This window comes from Micromonospora sp. WMMD730, assembly GCF_049178955.1.
Classification (GTDB): Bacteria; Actinomycetota; Actinomycetes; order Mycobacteriales; family Micromonosporaceae; genus Micromonospora; species Micromonospora wenchangensis.
Window position 1 is genome coordinate 2,258,548 of the sequence record NZ_JBMHML010000002.1, and the last position, 21,489, is coordinate 2,280,036.

Consider the following 21,489-nt stretch of genomic DNA (forward strand, 5'->3'; position numbering starts at 1 on the left):
TCCAGGGCTATGGAAGAGTGCACAAGCAAGTTTGTGGCCGTTATTGGTCTCTAATTGGGGGGAGTTGGCATGGAGATCGTCGAGGTGGAGTCGGCGGTACGCGGGGACGCGCACTTCGTCCAGGTACGCACGTCCGACGGGCGGACCGGGGTGGGCCAGTCCGCGTGCTGGGGATACCCCGACGCGGTGCACGCCGTGGTGCAGACGTTCCGGCCGTACCTGCTCGGGGCCGACCCGGACCGGATCGAGCACCACTGGCACCACCTCTACCGGATGGGCCCGTTCCGGGGCTCGGTGCTCACCGCCGCCGTCTCCGCCGTCGACCTGGCGCTGTGGGACCTGCTGGGCAAGCGGCTCGGGGTGCCGGTGTGGCAGCTGCTCGGCGGCCGGGTGCGCGACCGCATCCGGCTGCACCTGCTGCTGCCCGGCACCGGCGCGCAGGCGCTCGCCGAACAGGCCGCCGCCGCGGTCGCCGACGGCTTCACCGCCGTGAAGTTCGACCCGCTGCCGGCCGCCTACGGCGACCTGTCCCAGGCCCGGCTGGTGGCCGAGACCGAGGCCACCACCGCCGCCGTCCGCGACACCGTCGGCCCGGACGTCGACCTGCTCATCGAGCTGCACCGCAAGCTCACCCCATTGCAGGCGCAGGCGGTGGTGCCGGCGCTGGCCCGGCACCTGCCGCTGCTGGTCGAGGACCCGATCCAGATCGACAGCGTGAGCAGCCAGGCCGAGGTGGGCCGGCGGGCACCGCAGGTGCCGATGGCCAACGGGGAACGGCTGCACACCATCTGGGAGTTCAAGGAGCTGCTGGCCCAGGCCGGCGCGCAGTACGTCCGGCCCGACGTCGGGCTGGCCGGCGGGCTCAGCCACGCCCGCAAGATCGCCGCGCTGGCCGAGGCGCACCACGCGGCCGTGGTCACCCACAACTGCCTGGGCCCGCTGCTCACCATGGCCTCGGTGCAGCTCGACACGGTCATCCCGAACTTCGTCACCCAGGAGTACTCGCCGTTGGACGACCAGCTCGCCGACGGTCCGGCACGGGCCTGCGTCCGCCGCGAGGGCGGGTTCCTGCCGGTGCCGCAGGAGCCCGGCCTGGGCGTCACCCTCGACCTGACCGACACCGGGCCGCTGGACCTGACCGGCCGGCCGCTGACCCGCATCCCGCTGCGCGCCGACGGTTCGGTGGCGTACGCGGTCTGACGGCGGGCACCGCGACGGCCCGGCGGGGACCTCCCCACCGGGCCGTCGCGGCACGGTCGCGCCGCTCACGGCGGCGGCTGCCCCTGATGGTGGAACACCGGGTACGCCCACAGCGGCTCGCCGTCGGCGTCGGCGATCTCGGCGAACAGCTCCGACAGCGACGCCGTCCAGCGGGCCTGCACCGGCGAGGCGGCGGTCACCGCGCGGGCCTCGGCGAACCCCCGGCGGGTACGCAGCACGCAGATCAGCAGCAGGTCGTGCCGGTAGATGTGGTAGTCGTAGACGCCTGCCTCGTCGAGCAGCGCGGACAGCTCCGGCCACACCCGGGCGTGCCGCCGCTCGTACTCGGCCTGCGCGCCGGGGCGCAGCCGGTAGAGGTGGCACACCTGCTCACCCGGCCCGGCCGCCCCGCTCACCGTCGCCCCCGCCGCAGCGGACCGGCCGGCGTCACCCGGCTGCGGCCGGCCGGCGTCACCCGGCTGCGGCCGGCCGGCGTCACCCGGCTGCGGCCGGCCGGCGTCCGCCGGCAGCGGCCGGCCGGCGTCACCCGGTTGCGCCCGGTGGGCGTCACTTGCCGGAGCCGGCGAGCGCGCCGGAGACGAGTTGCCGTTGGAAGACCAGGTAGACGATCAGCACCGGCAGCAGCGCCACGATCAGCCCGGCGCTGACCAGCGGCACCGACACGTCGTACTGGCCGCTGAGCAGGGAGACGCCGACCATCAGCGTCTTGCTGTCCGAGCCGCCCATGATGACCAGCGGCAGCAGCAGGTCGTTCCACATCCAGACGAAGTTGAAGATGGCCAGCGCCGCGATGGCCGGGGTGGCGATCGGGGCGAGCAACCGGAACAGGATGGTCAGGTGTCCCGCGCCGTCGACCCGGGCCGCCTCGATCAGCTCGTCGGGCACCTGCTGGAAGTAGCCGGCGAGCTGGTAGGTGCCCAGCGGTAGCCCGAACGCCGCGTACGCCAGGATCAGGCCCTGGTACTGGCCGGACATGCCCAGGTCGAGCACCGTCTGGTACAGCGGGTAGATGATCGCCTGGCTGGGGATGGTGAGCGTCACGATGATCAGCAGGAAGACCACCTTCCCGCCCCGGAACCGCAGCTTGGTCACCGCGTAAGCGACCAGCAGGGCGGCGAGCACCGACAGCACCAACCCGCCGAGCGTGGTGACCAGCGAGTTGAGCAGCAGCCGGGGCATGTCCATCCGGCGGAACGCCTCCAGGTAGTTCTCGAAGGTGATCCCGGCCGGCAGGCCCAGCGGGTCGTCGGCGAAACCGGACTGGGTCTTCACCGAGCTGACCACGGTGAACAGCAGCGGGTAGATCGCCGCGACGGCGACGACGACCAGCGCGAACGTCAACAGGTAGCGCCCGATCCGGGCGAAGTGGCGCGGGTTCATCGCGGCTTCCGGGTCCCCTCGGTGAACATGTGCCGGACGCTGAAGATGGACAGCACGGCGACGAAGACGAACAGGGCGATGCCGATGGCCGAGCCGTAGCCACGGTCCAGGAACTGGAAGGTGGTGAGGAAGACCAGGTACTCGGGGAGCATGGTGGCGTCCCCCGGGCCGCCCTGGGTCAGCGCGTAGATCAGCGGGAACAGCCAGATCAGCACGCCGGAGGCGCACAGCACGCTCCAGTACGCCACGGTCGGGCGCAGCATCGGCACGACCACCGACCACAACCGCCGGAAGAACCCCGCCCCGTCCAGGTAGGCCGCCTCCAGGGTCTCCTCCGGGATGGTCGCCAGGCCGGCGAGGTAGGTCATCACGCCGAGCCCGAAGAAGCTCCACAGGGCGACCGCCACCAGCGAGAACAGTGCGCTGTAGCGGCCGTTGAGCCACTCGATCGCCAACGGTTCCAGGCCGACGAAGCGCAGCAGGGCGTTCAGCGGCCCGTCGGGGGCGAGGATCTGCCGGAACATGATGCCGACCACGATCGGCGCGATGGTGTACGGCACGAAGTACACCGCCCGGAAGAACTTCCACCCGGGCGAGCGCTGGTGGATCAGCAGCGCCAGGATCAGCGGGAGCACGATCCACACCGGCAGGGTGGCCACCACCAGCAGCGCGTTGCGGAAGCTGGTGAGCACCATCGGGTCGTCGAACATCCGGGTGTAGTTGTCCGCCCCGGCGAACTCGCTGCCACCGAAGCCGCTCGACGACTCGAAGCTGGTGACCACCCCGCGGACCAGCGGCACCAGCTTGAACAGCACGGCCAGGACGAGGGCGGGGAGCACCAGCGCGGCACCGAGCCACCACTCCCGGGCCCGCCCGGGGCGGGGCGGCCGGCGGGTCGGCGCGGGCGGGGCGTCGGCGCCCACCGGGTCCGACACCGGCGCGGTGGAGATCGTCATCAGGGTTCCTCTCCCCGGGTCGGGCGGGCGGGGCGACACGGTGCCGCCCCGCCCGCCGGTGGTTACTTGCCCTGCTTCTTGGTGGGGCTGCGCTCCAGCGCCTGCTGCATCTGGTCGGCCCACTTGTCCACGGTGAGCTGGCCGAGGGTGACCTGCTGCCAGCCCCGGGCCAGGGCGTCGGCCTCCGGGCCGGAGAGCATCACGCCGGCGTGCAGGGTCGGCTGGGCGACCAGTTCCTGGATCTTGAGGAAGGCCGGCGACGACGGCAGCAGCGCCTTGTCGACGGTCTTGTTCAGCGGCTGGCCCTTGCCGTACTTCACCCAGAGCTCGCCGTTCTCCTTACCGGCGAGCCAGCTGATGAACTCCAGCCCGGCCTGCTTCTTCTCGCTCCACTGGGTGACCCCGTAGACCGCGCCCTCGATGCCGGAGAACTTGCCGGCCAGCGGCGCGGCCGGGTCGATCGCCGGCCACCGGGTGACGCCGAGCTTGTCGTCGCCCAGGGCCTTGCCGAACGCCTCCCAGTTCACCGCGTCGGAGATGATGGTGCCGGCGAACGCGGCGTCGCCGCGCTGGAAGATGTCCGCGCCGTCGGGCAGCATCGTGATCGACGGGGCGTTCTTGTTGGCCCAGCCCTTGGTGGTGATCTCGGCCAGCTTGCCGAGCACCGACACCAGCTTCGGGTCCTTCCAGGACAGCTTCCCGGCGAGCAGCGCCCGGATGTCGTCCTCGGTGAGGTAGTTGCGGGCGATCTCCGGGAAGTCCCAGTACGCGGGGAAGGTGCCGGACAGGCCCAGCGCCAGGCAGGTCTTGCCGGCCTTCTTCACCGCCTCGCAGGCGGCCCCGAACTCGTCCCAGGTGGCCGGGGGCTGCTCCGGGTTCAACCCGGCGGCGGTCAGGACGGCCTTGTTGTAGTACAGGACGTTGCCCTGGTAGGAGAACGGCACCCCGTAGCAGGTCTTGCTCGTGTCGAAGCCCTCGCAGGCCCCGCTGTAGGTGACCAGGTCCTTGGTGATCTCGGCGGCCTTGTCACCCAACGGCACGTACGCGCCGCGCCTGTCGAACAGCTCCAGCCCGGCGTTGTTGGCCATCACGTCCGGCCCCGACTGCGAGGTGATGTACGGGCCCTGCACCTCGGGGTACTTGTCGAACGGGACGGACTGCATCTCCAGCTTGATGTCCGGGTGGCTGCCCTCGAAGCTGGTCTTGACCTGCTTCCAGTACTCGGCCCCACCCGGCTCCCAGGTCAGCACCTTGAGGGTGACCGGGCCGTCGGCGGCGTCGTCGCCACCGCATCCGGTCAGCAGGGCGGCGGCGGCCATGCCGGCGGCGAGGGCACCGGCCAATCTCCGTCGAAACATCGGTTAGCTCCTGTCACAGGTGGGGGGCTCAGGGGAGTCGGCGGACCGCGCCGCCGCTGTCGGCGCTGCCGGCCACGGCCTCGGCGACCTGCACCACGTGCAGTCCGTCGGCGAGTGGGACGACCGCCGTCGGTGCGGTGCCGTCGATCCGGCTCAGGAAGTGCCGTAGCTCGGCGGCGAGCGCGCCGCCGCCGTCGACCGGGGACAACAGCCAGTCCGGCGCCTCGGTCGGCTCGCCCTGGACGAGCAGCGTGGGGTGGCCGAGGTCGACGTGGGCGACCCCGTCGGTGCCGTACACCTCGACCAGGTCCGAGGTGTGGTGGGGAGTGTTCTCGGGAAGCAGGTAGCTGTTGCGGATCGACGACACGACGTCGTTGGCGTGTCGCAGCTCCGCCCACACCAGGACCGGGGTGGCCGATCCGGGTCGGGTCCGGGCCGCCGCGCGGACCTCGACCACCGGCGCTCCGGCGTACCAGAGGGCCAGGTCGATGTCGTGGACGGCGGTGAGTAGCGCGGGGTGTTCGCGCGGGAAGAGCCGGCTCAGGGTGCGGGGCCGGTCACGGCGGGACGACACGGCGAGCACGTCGCCGAGCCGGCCGGCGCGGATCGCGTCGTGCAGGGCCCGGTGCGGCGGGCTGTGCCGCAGAATGTGCCCCGGCTGGCAGAGCACCCCGGTGCGGTCGGCGGTGTCGACGATGGCGGCGGCGTCGGCGACGGTGGTGGCGAGCGGCTTCTCCACCAGCACCGGCACCCCGGCGTCGAGCAAAGCCACGGCCACCGCCCGGTGTGCCGGGCCGGGCACGCAGACCGAGGCGGCGTCCGGTGTCGTGTCGGCGAGCAGGCTTGCGACGTCGGCGTACGCCTGCGGCACCTGGTACTGCGCGGCCACCCGGGCGCGGGTCGCGGCGTCCGGCTCGACCAGGGCTGCCACCGGCACGCCGAGCGACCGGTACGCGGCCAGGTGCCGGACCCCGAACGCCCCGGCCCCGATCACGGCCACCGACGGGCGGCTCATGCCCCGACCGCCTCGACGGCGTCGGTCCGGTCACCCGTGCCGGGCCGACCGGGCCCGACGTCCCCGTGACCGTCGGGAGCGGCCAGCCGGCCGTCGAGCACCGCCCGGGTGAGCCGTTCCAGGGCGGCCACCCCCACGCCGAGGCAGCGTTCGTCGACGTCGAAGGCGCCGGAGTGCAGCGGTGCGCCGCCCTGTTCGCCGGTGACGCCGAGCTTGACGTACAGGCTGGGGCCGAGCGCGGCGAGCAGCGCGAAGTCGTCGGTGGTCAGTGGGGGCTCGGTCAGGTCGGCGACCTCGACCACCCCGGGCAACTCGGCGCGGGCGAGCGCCACCAGGGCCGCCGCGTTGCGGACCGGGGGCATCTCGTTGGCCCAGGTGAACCGCAGCCCGAGGTCGAGCGCGGCGGCCTGCTGCCGGGCGATCCGCTCGATGACTTCCTTGAGCCGGGCGCGGGTGGCCTCGTCGTGGGTGCGCAGCGTGCCGGTGCCCTCGGCCCGCTCGGCGACCTGGCTCTGGCTGGCCCCACCGGCGATCGTGCCGATGTTGAAGGCCACCAGCTCGTGCGGGTTGCGGGAGCGGGCCACCCCGGCGTGCAGCAGGTTGACGATGCCGGCGAGGCCGAGGATCGCGTCGCGGCCCAGGGCCGGGGTGGCGGCGTGCGCGGCCCGACCGGTCACCTCGAACCGGAAGGCGTCCTTGGCCGCCATCGCGGTCACCCGGTCCACCCCGATCGTCCCCACCGGCAGGTCCGGCCAGCAGTGCAGGCCGAGGACGGCGTCGAAGCGCCTGTCGCGCAGGGCCTCGTCGGCGAGCACCGCGGCGGCGCCGGAGGTCGCGCCGAACGGGATCTCCTCGGCCGGCTGGAACAGCACGGTCACCGAGCCCCGGGCGGGCGGGTCGGCGGCGAGCCGGGCGGCGACGCCGGCCATCACGGTCATGTGCACGTCGTGCCCGCAGGCGTGACAGACCCCCGGGTTGGTCGACGCCCAGGGCACCTGCTTGGCGTCCTGAACCGGATAGGCGTCCATATCGGCCCGAAGCAACACCGAGGGTCCCTCGCTGCGTCCTTCGATCTCCGCGAGCAGGCCGGTGCCGGCGAGGCCGGTGTGGACCCGGGCGATCGGCGCGAGCCGCCCGGCGAGTACCGCGGCGGTCTGCTGTTCAGTGAACCGCAGCTCGGGGTGCTGGTGGAGCTGCCGACGCAGCCGTACCAGATCGTCAACGTCCTCGTGCGCCTGCACCACGCGGTTCACTCCTCGCCTACGTCCGATAATCCGGACCTAATTGAGACAAGAACCTAAGCGAGGGGTCCTCCCGCGTCAATGGGCAGCTCAGAATCGGTTAGGGTCCGCCCCATGGAACGCGCCGACGCCCACCTGCACCTGTTCGCCGACGGTTATCCCGGCCGGTACGGAAGGTCACCGGCGGGGGGTGACGAACTCGCCGTCTACCGGACGTTGCGCCACGAACACGGCATCGCGCGGGCCCTCGTGGTCGGCTACGAGGGCGGCCCGGAGTTCACCGGCAACAACCGGCACCTCGCCCGGCTCGCCGCGACACACGACTGGATCGCCCCCCTGGCGTACGTTCCGGTCACCGGCGTCGACCCCGCCGGGCTGGACCGCATCCGGTCGGCGGGATTCGTCGGTCTCGCCGCGTACCTGCCGGACCCGGCCGGCGCCGACACCTTCGCCGAGTGGCTGACCGGGACCGCCGCGACGCTCGCCGACACCGCGACGCTGCTCAGCCTCAACGCCCCACCCGAGGCCGCCGGACGCCTCGGCCGGGCGCTGGCCGCCCTCGACGGGTGCCCCGTGCTGTTCAGCCACCTCGGCCTGCCCGGCCGGCAGTCGACCGTCCCCGCTCCGCAGGCCGCCGCCGACCGGCTCGCCCCGCTGACCGACCTGGCCCGGCTGCCCCACGTCGGGGTCAAGGTCTCCGGCCTGTACGCCGTCAGCGACCCCGCCGAGGGCTACCCGCACACCGCCGCCCGACCCTTCGTCGAGACGCTGCTGCACCACTTCGGCGCGCGCCGGCTCTACTGGGGTTCCGACTTCGCCCCCAGCCTCGACCACGTGTCGTTCGCCCAGACCCTGCACCCGGTCGGCCTCGACGGACTCTCCGCCGCCGAGGCGGCCGACGTGTACGGCGGCAACCTGCTGCGCGCCCTGGATGGCTGAGCAGGAGTCGACCGGCCCGGGGCGCGATGCGTCCGACCTGCGGGGCAGGGGGGAGCGGGCCCGCCGAGACACTTGACGTCATCGATGTTAGCGATAACGTACGGGGACCACCGCCACCCCGCCTCCACCACCCCGAGGTGACCTGTTGAAGCGTCGTACCCTGCTGTCCGCCACCGGCGCCGCCCTCGCCGGCGCGACCCTGCTGCGTCCTGCCACCGCGTCCGCCGCCCCCGGCGACGGCTACGTCATGGCCTACTTCACCGAGTCGCCCAGCATGACCGCCGCCAACTACGGACTGCACCTCGCCGTCAGCACCGACGGCCTGAACTGGACCCCACTGAACCAGAACCGCCCCGTCGCCACCCCGACGCTGGGCAGCCGGGGCCTGCGCGACCCGTTCGTCCTGCGTAAGCAGAACGGCGGATTCGTGGTGCTCGCCACCGACCTCAACGGCACCGACTGGAACTACCAGAGCCAGTACCTGCACGTCTGGGATTCCGCAGACCTGCGCACCTTCACCGGCTACCGGCTGCTCAAGGTGCACTCCCTGGCCACCCACGCCTGGGCGCCCGAGGCGTACTGGGACCCCGGACGCGGGCAGTACGCGGTCGTCTACTCCGCCGTCACCGGCGGTCGCAACGTGCTGATGGTCAACTACACCGGCGACTTCGTGACCGCGTCCGCCCCACAGACGTTCTTCGACCCCGGCTACGACGCCATCGACGGCAGCTTCGTCAGCGTCAACGGGGTCAACTACATGTACTTCAAGAACAACACCAACAGCACCCTGCTCGGCACCCGCTCCACCACCCTCAACCCGGGCAGCTTCAGCGTCCACACCGCCGCCATCGGCCCCGGCCGGGGAGTCGAGGCCCCGCAGATCGTCAAGTCCCACACCGCGAACACCTGGTACCTGTGGGGCGACACGTGGAGCCCCAACGGACGGTTCTTCTGCTGGCAGACCAGCAACGTGGCAGGCGGCGCGTGGAGCCTGCTCAACGACCGGGCGTACACGCAGCCGTTGAACTCCAAGCACCCCGGGATCGCCCCGGTCACCGCGGCCGAACTCACCGCGCTCACCGCCGCCTGGGGGCTGCCCACCTGGAACCGGATCAAGTCGTACAACTTCCCCGACCGCTACGTGCGGCACGGCAACAACGTCGGACGCATCGACACGTACCCGTTCGAGCCGTACCAGGACCAGCTGTGGACCCTGGTGCCGGGCCTGGCCGACCCGGCCGGGGTGTCGTTCCGCTCGGTGAACTACCCCGACCGGTACCTGCGCCACTACGACTACACGATCCGGCTGGCGGCCAACGACGGCACCAGCGCGTTCCGGGGCGACGCCACGTTCTACCGCACGGCCGGCCTCGCGGACTCCTCGTGGACGTCGTTCCGCTCGTACAACTTCCCCGACCGCTACCTGCGCCACTACGACTACCTGCTGCGCATCGACCCGCTCAGCGGCAGCTCACCGGCCACCGACCGGCAGGACGCCACCTTCCGGATCGGCTACTGACCCGTCCGGAGCAGCGCCACGGCACACCGGCGGACGCCAAACCCGCCCGCCGGTGCCGGTGCGGCCGGTCCTATCCTGACGCGATGTCGTACGCCGAACTCCGTGTCGATGCCTGGAACGACCGGTCCGAGGAGGCCGCCGGCCGAATCGCCCGGGAGATCGCGGCGCGGCACGACCTGACCGTGGTGGGCCTGCGGGACACCGGCTACGCGGGACGCCGGCACCGCACCGCCCTGTTCGACCGGGGTGGGCTGCGGTTCGCGCTGGTGCCCGGCGGCCGGCCGACGCTCGGCTACGACGGGACGCGGTTCCGCCCCGGCGCCGCCCAGGCGGCCAGCTATGCCGACAGCGCCGAGGAGTACGGCCTGCCGCCGCTGACCGAGTACGTCGACGCGATGACCTCGCCCTTACGCGACGTCGACCTGCCGGCGATGCTGGTCGCGGTGGAGGCGTTCGAACCCGGCGAGATGCCGGTGCCGCCGGACGATCCGCGGGTCGGTGAACTCGTCGCGTCCCTCGACCACCGGGGCGACGGGGTGAGCACCGTGAGCTCCGCCGACGGGCTGACCGTCGAGCTGGACGCGGCAGGCCGGGTGACCCGGGCCGTGCTGGTCGAGGAGTTCGACCACGACGAGGCGATGGCCGCCCTGGCCGACCTGGGCCTGCGGACCACCAGCCCGGACGAGTGGGAGTGGGCCTGCGGCGCGGGCGCGACCACCCTGTTCCGCTGGGGCGACGACAGCCCCGACGACGGCTACCCGGTGGAGCACGGCACCGGGGCGCACCGGACGCCGAACCTGTGGGGGCTGGCGATCGGTCAGGACTCCTACCGGTACGAGGTGACGACCGAGCCGACGGTGGTGTGCGGCGGTGACGGCGGGGTCGTCACCTGCGGCGGCAGCGGCTTCTTCCTCGGCTGGCTGACCCTCGCGACCGCCTACCGGGACGGGGACTTCGGCCGGTGGCTCGCCTCCGACGACGGGTACGCCGACGAGACCCTGACCCGACCGGTGATCAGCCTGACCTGATCTGCCGACCGGCAACTTGGCACGGAGGTGCCCGGTCAGTGCCGGCCCGCCGGGCCCCGGCGGGCGTGTTCGCGGTCGTACGCCTCCTGCGCGTCGAGCATCGCGCCGAGGTGGTCGTGCGCCCACCGGACGGCCAACGCGATGGCGGGCAACAGGGTCCGGCCCAGCTCGGTCAGCCCATAGTGGACGGTTCGGGGTGGGCCGGGCTGCTCCGTGCGGTCGACGAACCCGTCCCGCTGAAGGTCGCGTAGCGCCGTCGTCAGCACCTTCGCCGTGACCGGACCGATCTGCGCCCGGATGGTGGAGTACCGCATCGGCTCCTGCGCCAGCAGGGAGATCACCATCGCCGTCCACTTGTCGCCGATGCGGATCGGCGCGATGCCGGACGGGCAGACCGGATCGAAGCGCGCGGCGGGGTCCGTCACCGGCACAGCCTAACGAGGTTTCCCGGAGGAAACCCCGGTGCCCGTTACGGTGGCGCACCGGCGCTGTTCGCCGCCGTACGCGCGGGCGGCACCGGCACATCGGCATCGTGGGAAGGGGACAACCAGTGGTCAGGATCGTGGTGTTCGGCGCGGGCGGAAAGGCGGGCCGGGCGGTCGTGGCCGAGGCCGCCGGCCGTGGGCACGAGGTCGTCGCGGTCGTCCGGGACCCCGCCCGGTACACCGACCTCGCCGGTTCCGGCGTCGCGGTGGTCGCGGGCGACGTCACCGAGCGGTCGCAGGTCGCCGCCCTGGTCAAGGGCGCGGGCGCGGTGGTGAACGCGGTCGCCCCCGGCCCCGGGGACGCCCCGGGGACGTTCTTCACCGCCGCCGCGAACGCGCTCGTCGACGCCATCGCCGGGGCCGGCGGGGGCCGCCTCGTCGCCATCGGCCTGTCGGCCTGTCTCGACGCCGCGCCCGGCGTCCGGGTCCTGGACACCCCCGGCTTCCCGGCGCAGTTCCAGGACTTCGCGAGGGCTCACGCGGCGGCGTTGGACGTGCTGCGGGCGGCCCCGCCGACGGTCGAGTGGTCGGTGGTGGTGCCGGCGATGGAGTTCGACCCGCAGGGCGAGCGGACCGGGACGTACCGCGCGGGCGACACCGGTGTGCTGACCGACGCCGACGGCGTCAGCCGCATCTCCTACCGCGACTTCGCCATCGCCGTGCTGGACGAGGCCGAGCAGGGCACACACCCGCGCACGCACTTCGCCGTCGCCTACTGACCGTCGGCGGTGTCGCACGGGCGATGCGGCCGCGACCGGTCGCCGCGCCAGGGTGACGCCGCCGACGGTCTCAGCCCTTCAACGGGTACGGGATGAAGGTGCTGCGGTTCTCGTCGAGGTCGAGCCGACCGCTGATCGGCGCGGCGGCCCGCTGCGGGCAGGTCATCCGTTCGCAGGTCTTGCACCCCGGGCCGATCGAGGTGACGGCGTCGGCGTCGTACAGGTCGATGCCCCGGGAGTAGACCAGCCGGTCGGCGTGCCGGATCTCGCAGCCGAGCCCGATCGCGTAGACCTTGCCGGGCTGGTTGTAGCCGCCGTGGTGCCGGGTGATGGTGCGGGCGATCCACAGGTAGCGCTGCCCGTCGGGCATCGCGGCCACCTGCACCACCACCCGGCCGGGCGCGCCGAACGCCTCGTAGACGTTCCACAGCGGACAGGTGCCGCCGGTGAGCGAGAACGGGAACCCGGTGGCGGACTGGCGTTTGGACAGGTTGCCGGCCCGGTCGACCCGGACGAACGAGAACGGCACCCCGCGCGCCCGGGGCCGTTGCAGGGTGCTGAGCCGGTGGCAGACGGTCTCCCAGCCCATCGTGAAGTGCTGGGTGAGCAGGTCGATGTCGTACCGGTGCTGTTCGGCCGCCGCGAGGAACGGCCCGTACGGCAGGATCAGCGCGGCGGCGAAGTAGTTGGCCAGGCCGACGCGGGTGAGGATCTGGGTCTGCGGGTCGTCGAACCGTTCCTCCTCCACGATCTCGTCGATCACGTCGGCGTACTCCAGCAGGGCGATCTGCGCGGCCATCCGCATCGCCTCCTGCCCGGCGCGCAGCGACGTCGACAGGTGCAGGGTGCGGGTCTGCGGCCGGTAGCGGTGCAGCTCGTCGCCGAGCAGGGTGGCGTCGTCGCGGCGTACCTGCACGCCGTGCCGCTGGGCGAGCCGGTCCTGGAGGGTGGACCGGACCTCGCCGCGACGCATCCCGATCGTCGCGGCGAGCCGCTCGGCCGCCTCGTCCAGATCCGGCACGTAGTTCTGCCGCCGGTAGAAGAACTCGGTCACCCGGTCGTGCGGGCTGCGCCCGACCGTCTCCCGGTCGCCCAGCAGCTCGGCGAGCTGCTCGTCGGCCTGCCGGTAGCGGCGGTGCAGGTCGAGGACGGCCTCGGCGACCTCGGGCAGCCGGGTGGCGAGTTCGGTGAGGTCGGCGACGCCGGGCCGGCCGGGCAGCGCCTCGCGCAGCCCGGCGACCAGCCGGGGGGTGTCCCGGGGCGCGAAGACCGTCGGGTCGACGCCGAACACCTCGGTGATGCGCATCAGCACCGGCACGGTCAGCGGCCGGGTGTCGTGCTCGATCTGGTTGAGGTAGCTGGGCGAGATGTTGAGCAGCCGGGCCAGCCGGGACTGGCTCAACGCGCGGTCCTCGCGCATCCGGCGCAGCCGGGCACCCGCGAAGGTCTTGCTCACCACGATCACCTCCCCGCTGCTCTTTCAGCAGCCCAGCACCCCTTGGCAGAGTGCGAATATACCTGTTCGCAACTTCGCAGAACCGGGTGTGAACTTCTCAGAACTTGGCTTCTTCCGTCCCTCGACCACGCCTGCGACACCGTGTGACCGTGGGTGACACGCCGGCCGGGCGACGCGTTCGCACCGCCGGACGGCACGACGGCCGGTGCCGGCGTCACGACATCCGAGGAGACGAGATCATGCAGAACGACGTGGAGCGGTTGCGTACCGAGTGGGAGACCGACCCCCGCTGGCAGGGGGTGCGCCGCAGCTACCGCGCCGAGGACGTGGTCCGCCTGCGGGGGACCGTGCAGGAGGAGCACACCCTGGCCCGCCGTGGGGCGGAGCGGCTGTGGGAGCTGCTGCACACCGAGGACTACATCCACGCACTGGGCGCGCTCACCGGCAACCAGGCCGTGCAGATGGTCCGGGCCGGACTCAAGGCCATCTACCTCTCCGGCTGGCAGGTGGCCGCCGACGCCAACCTCGCCGGGCACACCTACCCCGACCAGAGCCTGTACCCCGCCAACTCGGTGCCCGCCGTGGTGCGCCGGATCAACAACGCGCTGCTGCGCGCCGGCCAGATCACCACCGCAGAGGGCGACGACGGCGACGTCGACTGGCTCGCGCCGATCGTCGCCGACGCCGAGGCCGGCTTCGGTGGCCCGCTCAACGCCTACGAGCTGATGACCGCCATGATCGGGGCCGGCGCCGCCGGGGTGCACTGGGAGGACCAGCTCGCCGCCGAGAAGAAGTGCGGCCACCTGGGCGGCAAGGTGCTCGTCCCGACCGGCCAGCACGTCCGCACCCTGGAGGCGGCGCGGCTCGCCGCCGACGTGGCCGGGGTGCCGTCGGTGGTGATCGCCCGCACCGACGCGCAGGCCGCCACGCTGCTCACCACCGACGTCGACGAGCGGGACCGGCCGTTCGTCACCGGCGAACGCACCGCCGAGGGGTTCTACCGGGTGCACAACGGCATCGAGCCGTGCATCGCCCGGGGCCTGGCCTACGCCCCGCACGCCGACCTGCTGTGGATGGAGACCTCCACCCCCGACCTGGACGTCGCCCGCCGCTTCGCCGAGGCGATCAAGGCCGAGTACCCGGACCAGCTCCTCGCCTACAACTGCTCGCCGTCGTTCAACTGGCGCAAGCACCTCGACGACTCGACCATCGCGAAGTTCCAGCGCGAACTCGGCCACCTCGGCTACCGGTTCCAGTTCATCACCCTGGCCGGCTTCCACGCCCTCAACTACTCGATGTTCGACCTGGCCCGGGGTTACGCCGCCGACGGCATGTCCGCCTACGTGGCGTTGCAGGAACGGGAGTTCGCCGCCGAGCCGGCCGGCTACACCGCCGTCAAGCACCAGCGCGAGGTCGGCACCGGCTACTTCGACCTGATCAGCACCGTGCTCAACCCGGCCGCCGAGACCACCGCCCTGCGCGGCTCCACCGAAGAGGAGCAGTTCGCATGAGGTACGAGATCATCGGAGCGCTGGCCGACCGGTTCGACGAGGTCCTCACCCCCGGGGCGCTGGAGTTCCTGGTGGCGCTGGACAGCGAGTTCGCCGCCCGCCGGGTGGCCCTGCTGGACACCCGCCGGGCCCGCCGGGACCGCTACGCCACCGGCCAGTTCCCCGACTTCCTGCCGGAGACCGCCGCGATCCGGGCCGACCCCGACTGGCGGGTGGCCCCGCCCGCACCGGGCCTCACCGACCGGCGGGTCGAGATCACCGGGCCTACCGACCGGAAGATGACAGTCAACGCGCTCAACTCCGGGGCCCGGGTGTGGCTCGCCGACTTCGAGGACGCCACCGCGCCGACCTGGCACAACGTCATCTCCGGTCAGCTCAACCTGATCGACGCCCTGGACCGGCGCATCGACTTCACCGACCCGCGCGGCAAGCGGTACGCCCTCGGCGCGCAGCTCGCCACGATCGTCGTCCGGCCGCGCGGCTGGCACCTGGTGGAGAAGGGGATCGTGGTGGACGGCCGGCCCATCTCGGCCAGCCTGGTCGACTTCGGGCTCTACCTGTTCCACTGCGCCCAGCGGCAGCTCGACGCGGGCGCCGGGCCGTACTTCTACCTGCCGAAGCTGGAGGGCCACCGGGAGGCGCGGCTGTGGAACGACATCTTCCTCTTCGCCCAGCAGCGCCTCGGCCTGCCCCGGGGCACCATCCGGGCGACCACGCTGATCGAGACGATCACCGCCGCCTTCGAGATGGAGGAGATCCTCTACGAGCTGCGGGAACACTCGGCGGGACTGAACGCCGGCCGGTGGGACTACATCTTCAGCGTGATCAAGAACTTCGGGCAGTGGAACGACTTCGTCCTGCCCGACCGGTCCGAGGTCACCATGACGGTGCCGTTCATGCGGGCGTACACCGAGCTGCTGGTGGCGACCTGCCACCGGCGTGGGGCGCACGCGATCGGCGGGATGGCCGCGTTCATCCCGAGCCGGGACCCGCAGGTCAACGAGGTGGCCCTCGACCGGGTCCGGGCGGACAAGCGGCGTGAGGCCGGCGACGGGTTCGACGGCTCCTGGGTGGCCCACCCGGGCCTGGTCGACACCTGCCGCCGGGAGTTCGACGCGGTGCTCGGCGACCGCCCGCACCAGCTCGACCGGCTGCGCGACGACGTCGCCGTCACCGCCGCCGACCTACTCGCCGTCGACAAGACCCCCGGCCGGGTCACCGCCGCCGGGGTGCGGGCCAACCTCGCCGTCGCGGTGCGCTACGTCGACGCGTGGCTCGGCGGCACCGGCGCGGTGGCGCTGGGCAACCTGATGGAGGACGCGGCCACCGCCGAGATCGCCCGCTGCCAGGTCTGGCAGTGGCTGCACCACGGCACCCCGCTGGCCGACGGCGGCTGCGTGACCGAGGACCTGGTCCGGTCGATCCTCGCGGAGGAGTTGGCCGCCCTGGTCGCCGGGCGCGCCGGCGTCGACCGGGAACGCGCCGGCTGGGCGGCGCGGATCGTCGAGGAGACCGCCCTCGGCGAGGACCTGCCCGCGTTCTTCACCACCGGCGCGTACGCCCGGCACCTCGGCCCGGCCCGGCGTCCCGTGCCGGTGGGCTGACCCGGCACCGCGTGGCCGGGAGGTGGCCCGACGGCCCCTCCCGGCCCGGCACCCGGCGGCGGGCCGGGCGCCGGTGGGGCAGCAGGCGGTGCCGCCCCCGTGGGATCGTGGGCGGGTATCCATCCCGGTCACGATCCCAGGGGGTTGGTGGATGAATCCGGTCGGGGCCGACGCGGTGACCGGGGGTGCGGCCGGCTGGCCCGACGGCACCTTCGCCAACCCGGTGCTGGCCGGCTTCCATCCCGACCCGAGCGTCTGCCGGGTCGGCGACGACTACTACCTGGCCTGTTCCAGCTTCGAGTACTTCCCCGGGGTGCCGCTGTTCCACAGCCGGGACCTGGTGCACTGGGAGCAGATCGGCAACGCGCTCGACCGGCCCGGTCAGCTCACCCTGCCGGTCGACATGCCGTCGTCGGCCGGGGTGTACGCGCCGACGCTGCGCCACCACGACGGCCGGTTCTGGCTGATCGTCACCAACTGCGCGGACGGCGGCGGCACCCTGATCTGCACCGCCACCGACCCGGCCGGCCCCTGGTCGGATCCGGTCCGGGTGCCCGGGGTGGACGGCATCGACCCCGACCTCGCCTGGGACGCCGACGGCACCTGCTGGTGCACGTACGCGGGGATCGCGCAGGTACGCCTCGACCCGGGAACCGGACGCACCCTCGGCCCGGTCCGGCGGCTGTGGTCCGGGGCCCCGGGCGCGCAGGCCCCGGAGGCGCCGCACCTGTACCGGATCGGCGACCACTGGTACCTGCTGATCGCCGAGGGCGGCACCGAACGCGGGCACGCCGTCTCGATCGCCCGCGCGACGAGGCCCGACGGCCCGTACGAGCCGGGTCCGGCCAACCCGATCCTCACCCACCGGGGCACGCACCGGCCGATCCAGAACACCGGCCACGCCGACCTGGTGCAGGGGCCCGACGGGTCGTGGTGGCTGGTGCTGCTCGGGGTCCGCCCCGGCGGCGGCACCCCCGGCTGGCACGTGCTCGGGCGGGAGACCTTCCTGGCCCCGGTGACCTGGGTCGACGGTTGGCCGGTGGTCGGGGACCTCGCGCCGGTGATGCCCGCCCCGCCGTGGGCGGCGCACCCCGTGCCGGCACCGCCCGTCCGCGACGACTTCGACGCCGACCGGCTGCACCCGCGCTGGGTCTCGGTGCGGTCCCGGCCGGCGGAGGTCTGGTCGCTTGCCGAACGGCTGGGCTGGCTCACGCTGCGGGCCCGGGGCGCGTCCCCGGACGCCCCGGACGTCACCGTCGTCGGCCGCCGCCAGCAGCACCCGTCGTGCCGGGTCCGGACCGTGGTCGACCCGGGTGACGGGCACGGTGGTCTGGTGGTGCGCCTCGACGAGCGCCACCACTACGACATCGAGGTGGGCGGCGGCGAGGTACGGGTCGTCGCCCGGATCGGGTCGGTGCGCTCGACGCCGGCCACCCGGCCGGTCGGGGCCGGCCCGGTCCACCTGCGGATCGAGGTGCTCGCCCCGGCTCCCGGCGACTGGCACCCCGCCAAGGAACCCGACCTGCTCCGGCTCGGCGTCGAGCACCCGGACGGGACCTTCGACGTGCTGGCCGAACTCGACGGCAGGTACCTGTCCACCGAGGTCGCCGGCGGTTTCACCGGCCGGGTCATCGGCATGTACGCCGCCCGGGGCGACGTCGCCTTCGACTGGTTCGACTACGAGCCGTGCTAGCCGCCCACGCCGGGCGTGCGCCGGGCCGCCGGTGCCGGGCGGACCGGGTTATCCTGGTCTGGTCGACCAGGCAGGGCACGGTTCGACCGGGCAGCTAAACAGTTCGACCAGGGCAGGGAGCAGATCGTGGCAGGTGACGACGACATCTCCGGGTGAACACCCGGCTGCGGTGACCGACGGCGGATGACCGCCCCGTCGCGTCGCCCCTGTCGTCCTGCCCTGTTCACCCCGGGCAGCGCCCGCGCGCCCGGATCATCTGTTTCCGAGGTTCACCATGTCCGACAGTCACGTCGTCTGCTCCCACCTTTCCTTCTCCTGGCCGGATGACACCCCGGTCGTCGAGGACCTGTCGTTCTCCGTTCCCGGCGGCCGTACCGGTCTGGTCGCGGCGAACGGCGCCGGTAAGTCCACCCTGCTGCGGCTCATCGTCGGCGAGCTGCGTCCCACCGCGGGCAGCGTCACCGTCGAGGGGGTGCTGGGCTACCTGCCGCAGCACCTGCCGTTCGCGACGCGGCAGACCGTCGCCGAGGTGCTCGGGGTCGACCGTGTCGTCGCCGCGCTGCACGCCATCGAGGCCGGTGACGCCGCCGAGGAGCACTTCGCCACCGTCGGCGACGACTGGGACGTCGAGGACCGCACCCGGGTCGCCCTCGACCGGCTCGGCCTGACCGGGGTGACGCTGGACCGCCGGCTCGGCACCCTCAGCGGCGGCGAGGTGGTCTCCCTCGGCCTCGCCGCCGAACTGCTCAAACGGCCCGACGTGCTGCTGCTCGACGAGCCCACCAACAACCTCGACCGGCCGGCGCGGGAACGACTGCTCGCCGTGCTGCGGTCCTGGCCGGGCACGCTGCTCGTGGTCAGCCACGACCGTGCGCTGCTGGACGAGATGGACCGCATCGCCGCCCTCGACCACGGCGGGATCCGCTTCTACGGCGGCAACTTCACCCACTACGAGCAGGTGGTACGGGCCGAGCGGGAGGTCGCCGAGCGGCAGGTGCGTCAGGCCGAGCAGGACGTGAAGCGGCAGAGGCGGGAACTCCAGCAGGCCCGCGAGCGGGCGGCCCGCCGGGCCTCGACCGCCGCCCGGAACCTGTCCGACGCGGGGCTGCCCCGGATCGTCGCCGGCAACCTCAAGCGGGACGCGCAGGTGTCGGCGGGCCGGGCCGACGACGTGCACACCGCCCGGGTCGCCGACGCCCAGGCCCGGCTGGACCAGGCCGGCGAGGCGGCCCGCCGCGACGACCAGCTCGTCCTGGACCTGCCCGACACCACGGTGCCCGCCGGTCGCACCGTCTTCGCCGGCCACGGGATGCGGGCCGGCTACGCGGGCCGGCCGGTCTTCGCCGGTGACGGGGTCGACCTGACCATCCGGGGTCCCGAACGGATCGCCCTGACGGGGCCCAACGGTGCGGGCAAGTCGACGCTGCTGCGGCTGGTCGGCGGCCGGCAGGAGCCGGAGGCGGGCACCGTCGCGCGGGCGTCGGGGCGGGTGGCGTACCTGTCGCAGCGCCTCGACCTGCTCGATCCGACCCGGACGGTCGCGGAGAACCTCGCCGGGTTCGCCCCGGCGCGGACCGGGGCGGAGCGGCTGAACCTGCTGGCCCGGTTCCTGTTCCGGGGTGCCCGCGTCCACCTGCCGGCGGGGGTGCTCTCCGGCGGTGAGCTGCTGCGCGCCACCCTGGCCTGCCTGCTCAACGCCTCACCGGCACCGCACCTGCTGCTGCTCGACGAGCCCACCAACAACCTGGACCTGGTCAGCGTGGCCCAGTTGGAGAGCGCGCTGCTGGCGTACCGGGGGGCGTTCGTGGTGGTCAGTCACGACGACCGGTTCCTGGCCGGGATCGCCGTGGACCGGTGGCTCCGGCTGGCCGACGGGCGGCTCACCGAGACCGGGGCCCCGCAGTGATCCGGCCCGCCGTGATGCCCACCGCGACGGGGCAGAGATAGACGCTCGTGCATGGTAGAAAGGGGGCGCACGCTACTGCTACGGGGAGGTAACTGTGCGTCACTTCATGCTGCGAACATTTCGCCGTCGTCCGGCCCGGTGGTCGCTTGCCGTCGGGATGGTGGCCGCCTGTGCGGCGGCGACCCTGGCCGGCCCGCCGGCAGCCCAGGCCGGGCCGGGCTGTCCGGCGGGAGCGATCATGAACGTGGTCGCCCACCAGGACGACGACCTGCTCTTCCTCAGTCCGGACCTGCTGCACGACGTGCAGGCCAACCGCTGCGTCCGCACGGTGTTCGTCACGGCGGGCGACGCCGGCCGGGACAGCACCTACTGGACCGGTCGGGAGACCGGGGCGCGGGCGGCGTACGCCCAGATGGCCGGGGTGGCCGACAGTTGGACCCAGGCGGACGCCGGGATCAGCGGGCATCCGATCCCGGTCTTCACGCTGACCGCCCGGCCCACCGTGTCGCTGGTCTTCCTCCGGCTGCCGGACGGCTATCCCGGCGGCACGGGGCACCCGAACACCGGCTCGCAGAGCCTGCAGAAGCTCTGGCTCAACGGCATCTCCACGATCACGTCGCTGGGCACCGGCGCGTCGAGCTACAGCCGGGCCGGCCTGATCACCACCCTGGCCGGGCTGATGGCGGCCTACCAGCCGACCGCCGTCAACACCCAGGACCACGCGGGTGGGTTCGGCGACGGTGACCACAGCGACCACCACGGCGCGGCCTACTTCGCCCAGGCCGCCGAGCAGGCGTACGTCGGTTCGCCCACGTTCACCGGCTACCACGACTACAAGATCAAGAACTATCCGGCGAACCTGGGGTCGACCGACGTCGCCGGCAAGTCCGCCGCCTTCTTCGCCTACGGCCAGTACGACGACGGGGCCTGCACCAGCCTGCCCACCTGCGCCGGCTACGACTACCCGGCCTTCCTCCAGCGGCAGTACAAGGTCCTCGGCCCCAACCTGGCCCGGACGGCCACCGTCACCGCGACCAGCCAGGACACCGGCAGCGGGCAGACGGCGGCCAAGGCCGTCGACGGGGTGATCGCCGGCTGGCCCGACGACCAGACCCGGGAGTGGGCGACCGTCTACGGCGGCGTCGGCACCCAGCTCACCCTGAGCTGGCCGGGCCCGCGCACCGTCCGCCGGGTGGTCCTCTACGACCGACCCAACCCCAACGACCAGATCACCGGCGGCACCCTGCTGTTCAGCGACGGCACCTCCACGGCCGTCGGCGCCCTGGACAACGGCGGCGGCCCGACGGAGGTCATCCTCCCGGCGGCGAAGACGGTGACCAGCGTCAAGCTCACCGTCACCGGGGTCGGCGGCGGCACCGTCAACGTCGGCCTCGCCGAAATCGAGGTGTTCGGCAACGCCGGCCCCTGAGCGGACGGCCAGGCCCGGTCCGGTGGGGG

Annotated in this window: 18 protein-coding genes; 10 read left to right on the forward strand and 8 right to left on the reverse strand. The window is 72.9% G+C overall.

Annotation, left to right across the window (positions count from 1 at the left end):
- Positions 1-69: 69 nt before the first annotated feature.
- Positions 70-1,200 carry a mandelate racemase/muconate lactonizing enzyme family protein gene (locus ACN265_RS10110; RefSeq protein WP_421407051.1) on the forward strand — a complete coding sequence of 377 codons (1,131 nt, stop codon included), beginning with the start codon at positions 70-72 and terminating at the stop codon, positions 1,198-1,200.
- A gap of 65 nt (positions 1,201-1,265) precedes the next feature.
- On the opposite strand, the gene ACN265_RS10115 is transcribed toward ACN265_RS10110, so the two are convergent.
- The 6 genes from ACN265_RS10115 to ACN265_RS10140 all read right to left on the reverse strand — a co-directional run bounded on the left by ACN265_RS10115 (position 1,266) and on the right by ACN265_RS10140 (position 7,174).
- The gene (locus tag ACN265_RS10115) at positions 1,266-1,616 is read right to left on the reverse strand and encodes an L-rhamnose mutarotase (protein WP_421407052.1); all 351 of its coding nucleotides are present in this window, start codon (positions 1,614-1,616) and stop codon (positions 1,266-1,268) included.
- Between the two features lie 151 nt (positions 1,617-1,767).
- Entirely contained in the window at positions 1,768-2,601 is an 834-nt protein-coding gene (locus ACN265_RS10120; RefSeq protein WP_088644292.1) for a carbohydrate ABC transporter permease, read from the reverse strand.
- Entirely contained in the window at positions 2,598-3,557 is a 960-nt protein-coding gene (locus tag ACN265_RS10125; RefSeq protein WP_204923378.1) for a carbohydrate ABC transporter permease, read from the reverse strand. Before ACN265_RS10125 ends, ACN265_RS10120 begins: the two co-directional genes overlap by 4 nt.
- 62 nt (positions 3,558-3,619) lie before the next feature.
- The gene (locus ACN265_RS10130) at positions 3,620-4,915 is read right to left on the reverse strand and encodes an ABC transporter substrate-binding protein (protein ID WP_363658522.1); all 1,296 of its coding nucleotides are present in this window, start codon (positions 4,913-4,915) and stop codon (positions 3,620-3,622) included.
- A 28-nt stretch (positions 4,916-4,943) separates the two neighbouring features.
- Positions 4,944-5,930 carry a Gfo/Idh/MocA family protein gene (locus tag ACN265_RS10135; RefSeq protein ID WP_357929490.1) on the reverse strand — a complete coding sequence of 329 codons (987 nt, stop codon included), beginning with the start codon at positions 5,928-5,930 and terminating at the stop codon, positions 4,944-4,946.
- Positions 5,927-7,174 carry a M20 metallopeptidase family protein gene (locus tag ACN265_RS10140; protein ID WP_421407054.1) on the reverse strand — a complete coding sequence of 416 codons (1,248 nt, stop codon included), beginning with the start codon at positions 7,172-7,174 and terminating at the stop codon, positions 5,927-5,929. The genes ACN265_RS10135 and ACN265_RS10140 overlap by 4 nt, the downstream gene beginning before the upstream one ends.
- 111 nt (positions 7,175-7,285) lie before the next feature.
- Between ACN265_RS10140 and ACN265_RS10145 the strand changes: the two genes are divergently transcribed.
- From ACN265_RS10145 to ACN265_RS10155, 3 genes are all read left to right on the forward strand, one after another.
- Positions 7,286-8,110 (forward strand): amidohydrolase family protein, encoded by an 825-nt coding sequence (locus ACN265_RS10145; RefSeq protein ID WP_421407055.1) that lies wholly within the window; start codon positions 7,286-7,288, stop codon positions 8,108-8,110.
- A 145-nt stretch (positions 8,111-8,255) separates the two neighbouring features.
- Positions 8,256-9,629 (forward strand): glycoside hydrolase family 43 protein, encoded by a 1,374-nt coding sequence (locus ACN265_RS10150; RefSeq protein WP_421407056.1) that lies wholly within the window; start codon positions 8,256-8,258, stop codon positions 9,627-9,629.
- Positions 9,630-9,712: 83 nt separating this feature from the next.
- Positions 9,713-10,657 (forward strand): hypothetical protein, encoded by a 945-nt coding sequence (locus ACN265_RS10155; protein ID WP_421407057.1) that lies wholly within the window; start codon positions 9,713-9,715, stop codon positions 10,655-10,657.
- Between the two features lie 35 nt (positions 10,658-10,692).
- On the opposite strand, the gene ACN265_RS10160 is transcribed toward ACN265_RS10155, so the two are convergent.
- Positions 10,693-11,082: a winged helix-turn-helix transcriptional regulator gene (locus tag ACN265_RS10160; protein WP_421407058.1), complete on the reverse strand. Its 390-nt coding sequence runs from the start codon at positions 11,080-11,082 to the stop codon at positions 10,693-10,695.
- A gap of 125 nt (positions 11,083-11,207) precedes the next feature.
- Here ACN265_RS10160 and ACN265_RS10165 point away from each other — a divergent pair, with 125 nt between their 5' ends.
- Positions 11,208-11,861, forward strand: a complete 654-nt coding sequence (locus tag ACN265_RS10165; RefSeq protein WP_421407059.1) for an NAD(P)-dependent oxidoreductase — start codon at positions 11,208-11,210, stop codon at positions 11,859-11,861.
- Between the two features lie 70 nt (positions 11,862-11,931).
- Here the strand turns inward: ACN265_RS10165 and ACN265_RS10170 are convergent, their stop codons facing one another.
- Entirely contained in the window at positions 11,932-13,317 is a 1,386-nt protein-coding gene (locus ACN265_RS10170) for a short-chain fatty acyl-CoA regulator family protein (RefSeq protein ID WP_421407060.1), read from the reverse strand.
- A 239-nt stretch (positions 13,318-13,556) separates the two neighbouring features.
- Here ACN265_RS10170 and aceA point away from each other — a divergent pair, with 239 nt between their 5' ends.
- From aceA to ACN265_RS10195, 5 genes are all read left to right on the forward strand, one after another.
- Positions 13,557-14,828: an isocitrate lyase gene (gene aceA / locus ACN265_RS10175; protein ID WP_421407061.1), complete on the forward strand. Its 1,272-nt coding sequence runs from the start codon at positions 13,557-13,559 to the stop codon at positions 14,826-14,828.
- Positions 14,825-16,432, forward strand: coding sequence for a malate synthase A (gene aceB, locus ACN265_RS10180; RefSeq protein ID WP_421407062.1), 1,608 nt, complete (start codon positions 14,825-14,827; stop codon positions 16,430-16,432). Before aceA ends, aceB begins: the two co-directional genes overlap by 4 nt.
- A 151-nt stretch (positions 16,433-16,583) precedes the next feature.
- Positions 16,584-18,125, forward strand: a complete 1,542-nt coding sequence (locus ACN265_RS10185; protein WP_421407063.1) for a glycoside hydrolase family 43 protein — start codon at positions 16,584-16,586, stop codon at positions 18,123-18,125.
- Between the two features lie 274 nt (positions 18,126-18,399).
- Positions 18,400-20,031 carry an ABC-F family ATP-binding cassette domain-containing protein gene (locus ACN265_RS10190; RefSeq protein ID WP_421407065.1) on the forward strand — a complete coding sequence of 544 codons (1,632 nt, stop codon included), beginning with the start codon at positions 18,400-18,402 and terminating at the stop codon, positions 20,029-20,031.
- A 94-nt stretch (positions 20,032-20,125) separates the two neighbouring features.
- Positions 20,126-21,460, forward strand: a complete 1,335-nt coding sequence (locus tag ACN265_RS10195) for a PIG-L family deacetylase (protein ID WP_421407066.1) — start codon at positions 20,126-20,128, stop codon at positions 21,458-21,460.
- Positions 21,461-21,489 lie beyond the last annotated feature (29 nt).

Coding starts and splice junctions, on each gene's coding strand:
- ACN265_RS10145 (WP_421407055.1), top strand. CDS start 7,286: ATGGAACGCGCCGACGCCCACCTGCACCTGTTCGCCGACGGTTATCCC.
- ACN265_RS10185 (WP_421407063.1), top strand. CDS start 16,584: ATGAATCCGGTCGGGGCCGACGCGGTGACCGGGGGTGCGGCCGGCTGG.
- ACN265_RS10135 (WP_357929490.1), bottom strand. CDS start 5,930: ATGAGCCGCCCGTCGGTGGCCGTGATCGGGGCCGGGGCGTTCGGGGTC.
- ACN265_RS10110 (WP_421407051.1), top strand. CDS start 70: ATGGAGATCGTCGAGGTGGAGTCGGCGGTACGCGGGGACGCGCACTTC.
- ACN265_RS10120 (WP_088644292.1), bottom strand. CDS start 2,601: ATGAACCCGCGCCACTTCGCCCGGATCGGGCGCTACCTGTTGACGTTC.
- aceB (WP_421407062.1), top strand. CDS start 14,825: ATGAGGTACGAGATCATCGGAGCGCTGGCCGACCGGTTCGACGAGGTC.
- ACN265_RS10190 (WP_421407065.1), top strand. CDS start 18,400: ATGTCCGACAGTCACGTCGTCTGCTCCCACCTTTCCTTCTCCTGGCCG.
- ACN265_RS10125 (WP_204923378.1), bottom strand. CDS start 3,557: ATGACGATCTCCACCGCGCCGGTGTCGGACCCGGTGGGCGCCGACGCC.
- aceA (WP_421407061.1), top strand. CDS start 13,557: ATGCAGAACGACGTGGAGCGGTTGCGTACCGAGTGGGAGACCGACCCC.
- ACN265_RS10155 (WP_421407057.1), top strand. CDS start 9,713: ATGTCGTACGCCGAACTCCGTGTCGATGCCTGGAACGACCGGTCCGAG.
- ACN265_RS10130 (WP_363658522.1), bottom strand. CDS start 4,915: ATGTTTCGACGGAGATTGGCCGGTGCCCTCGCCGCCGGCATGGCCGCC.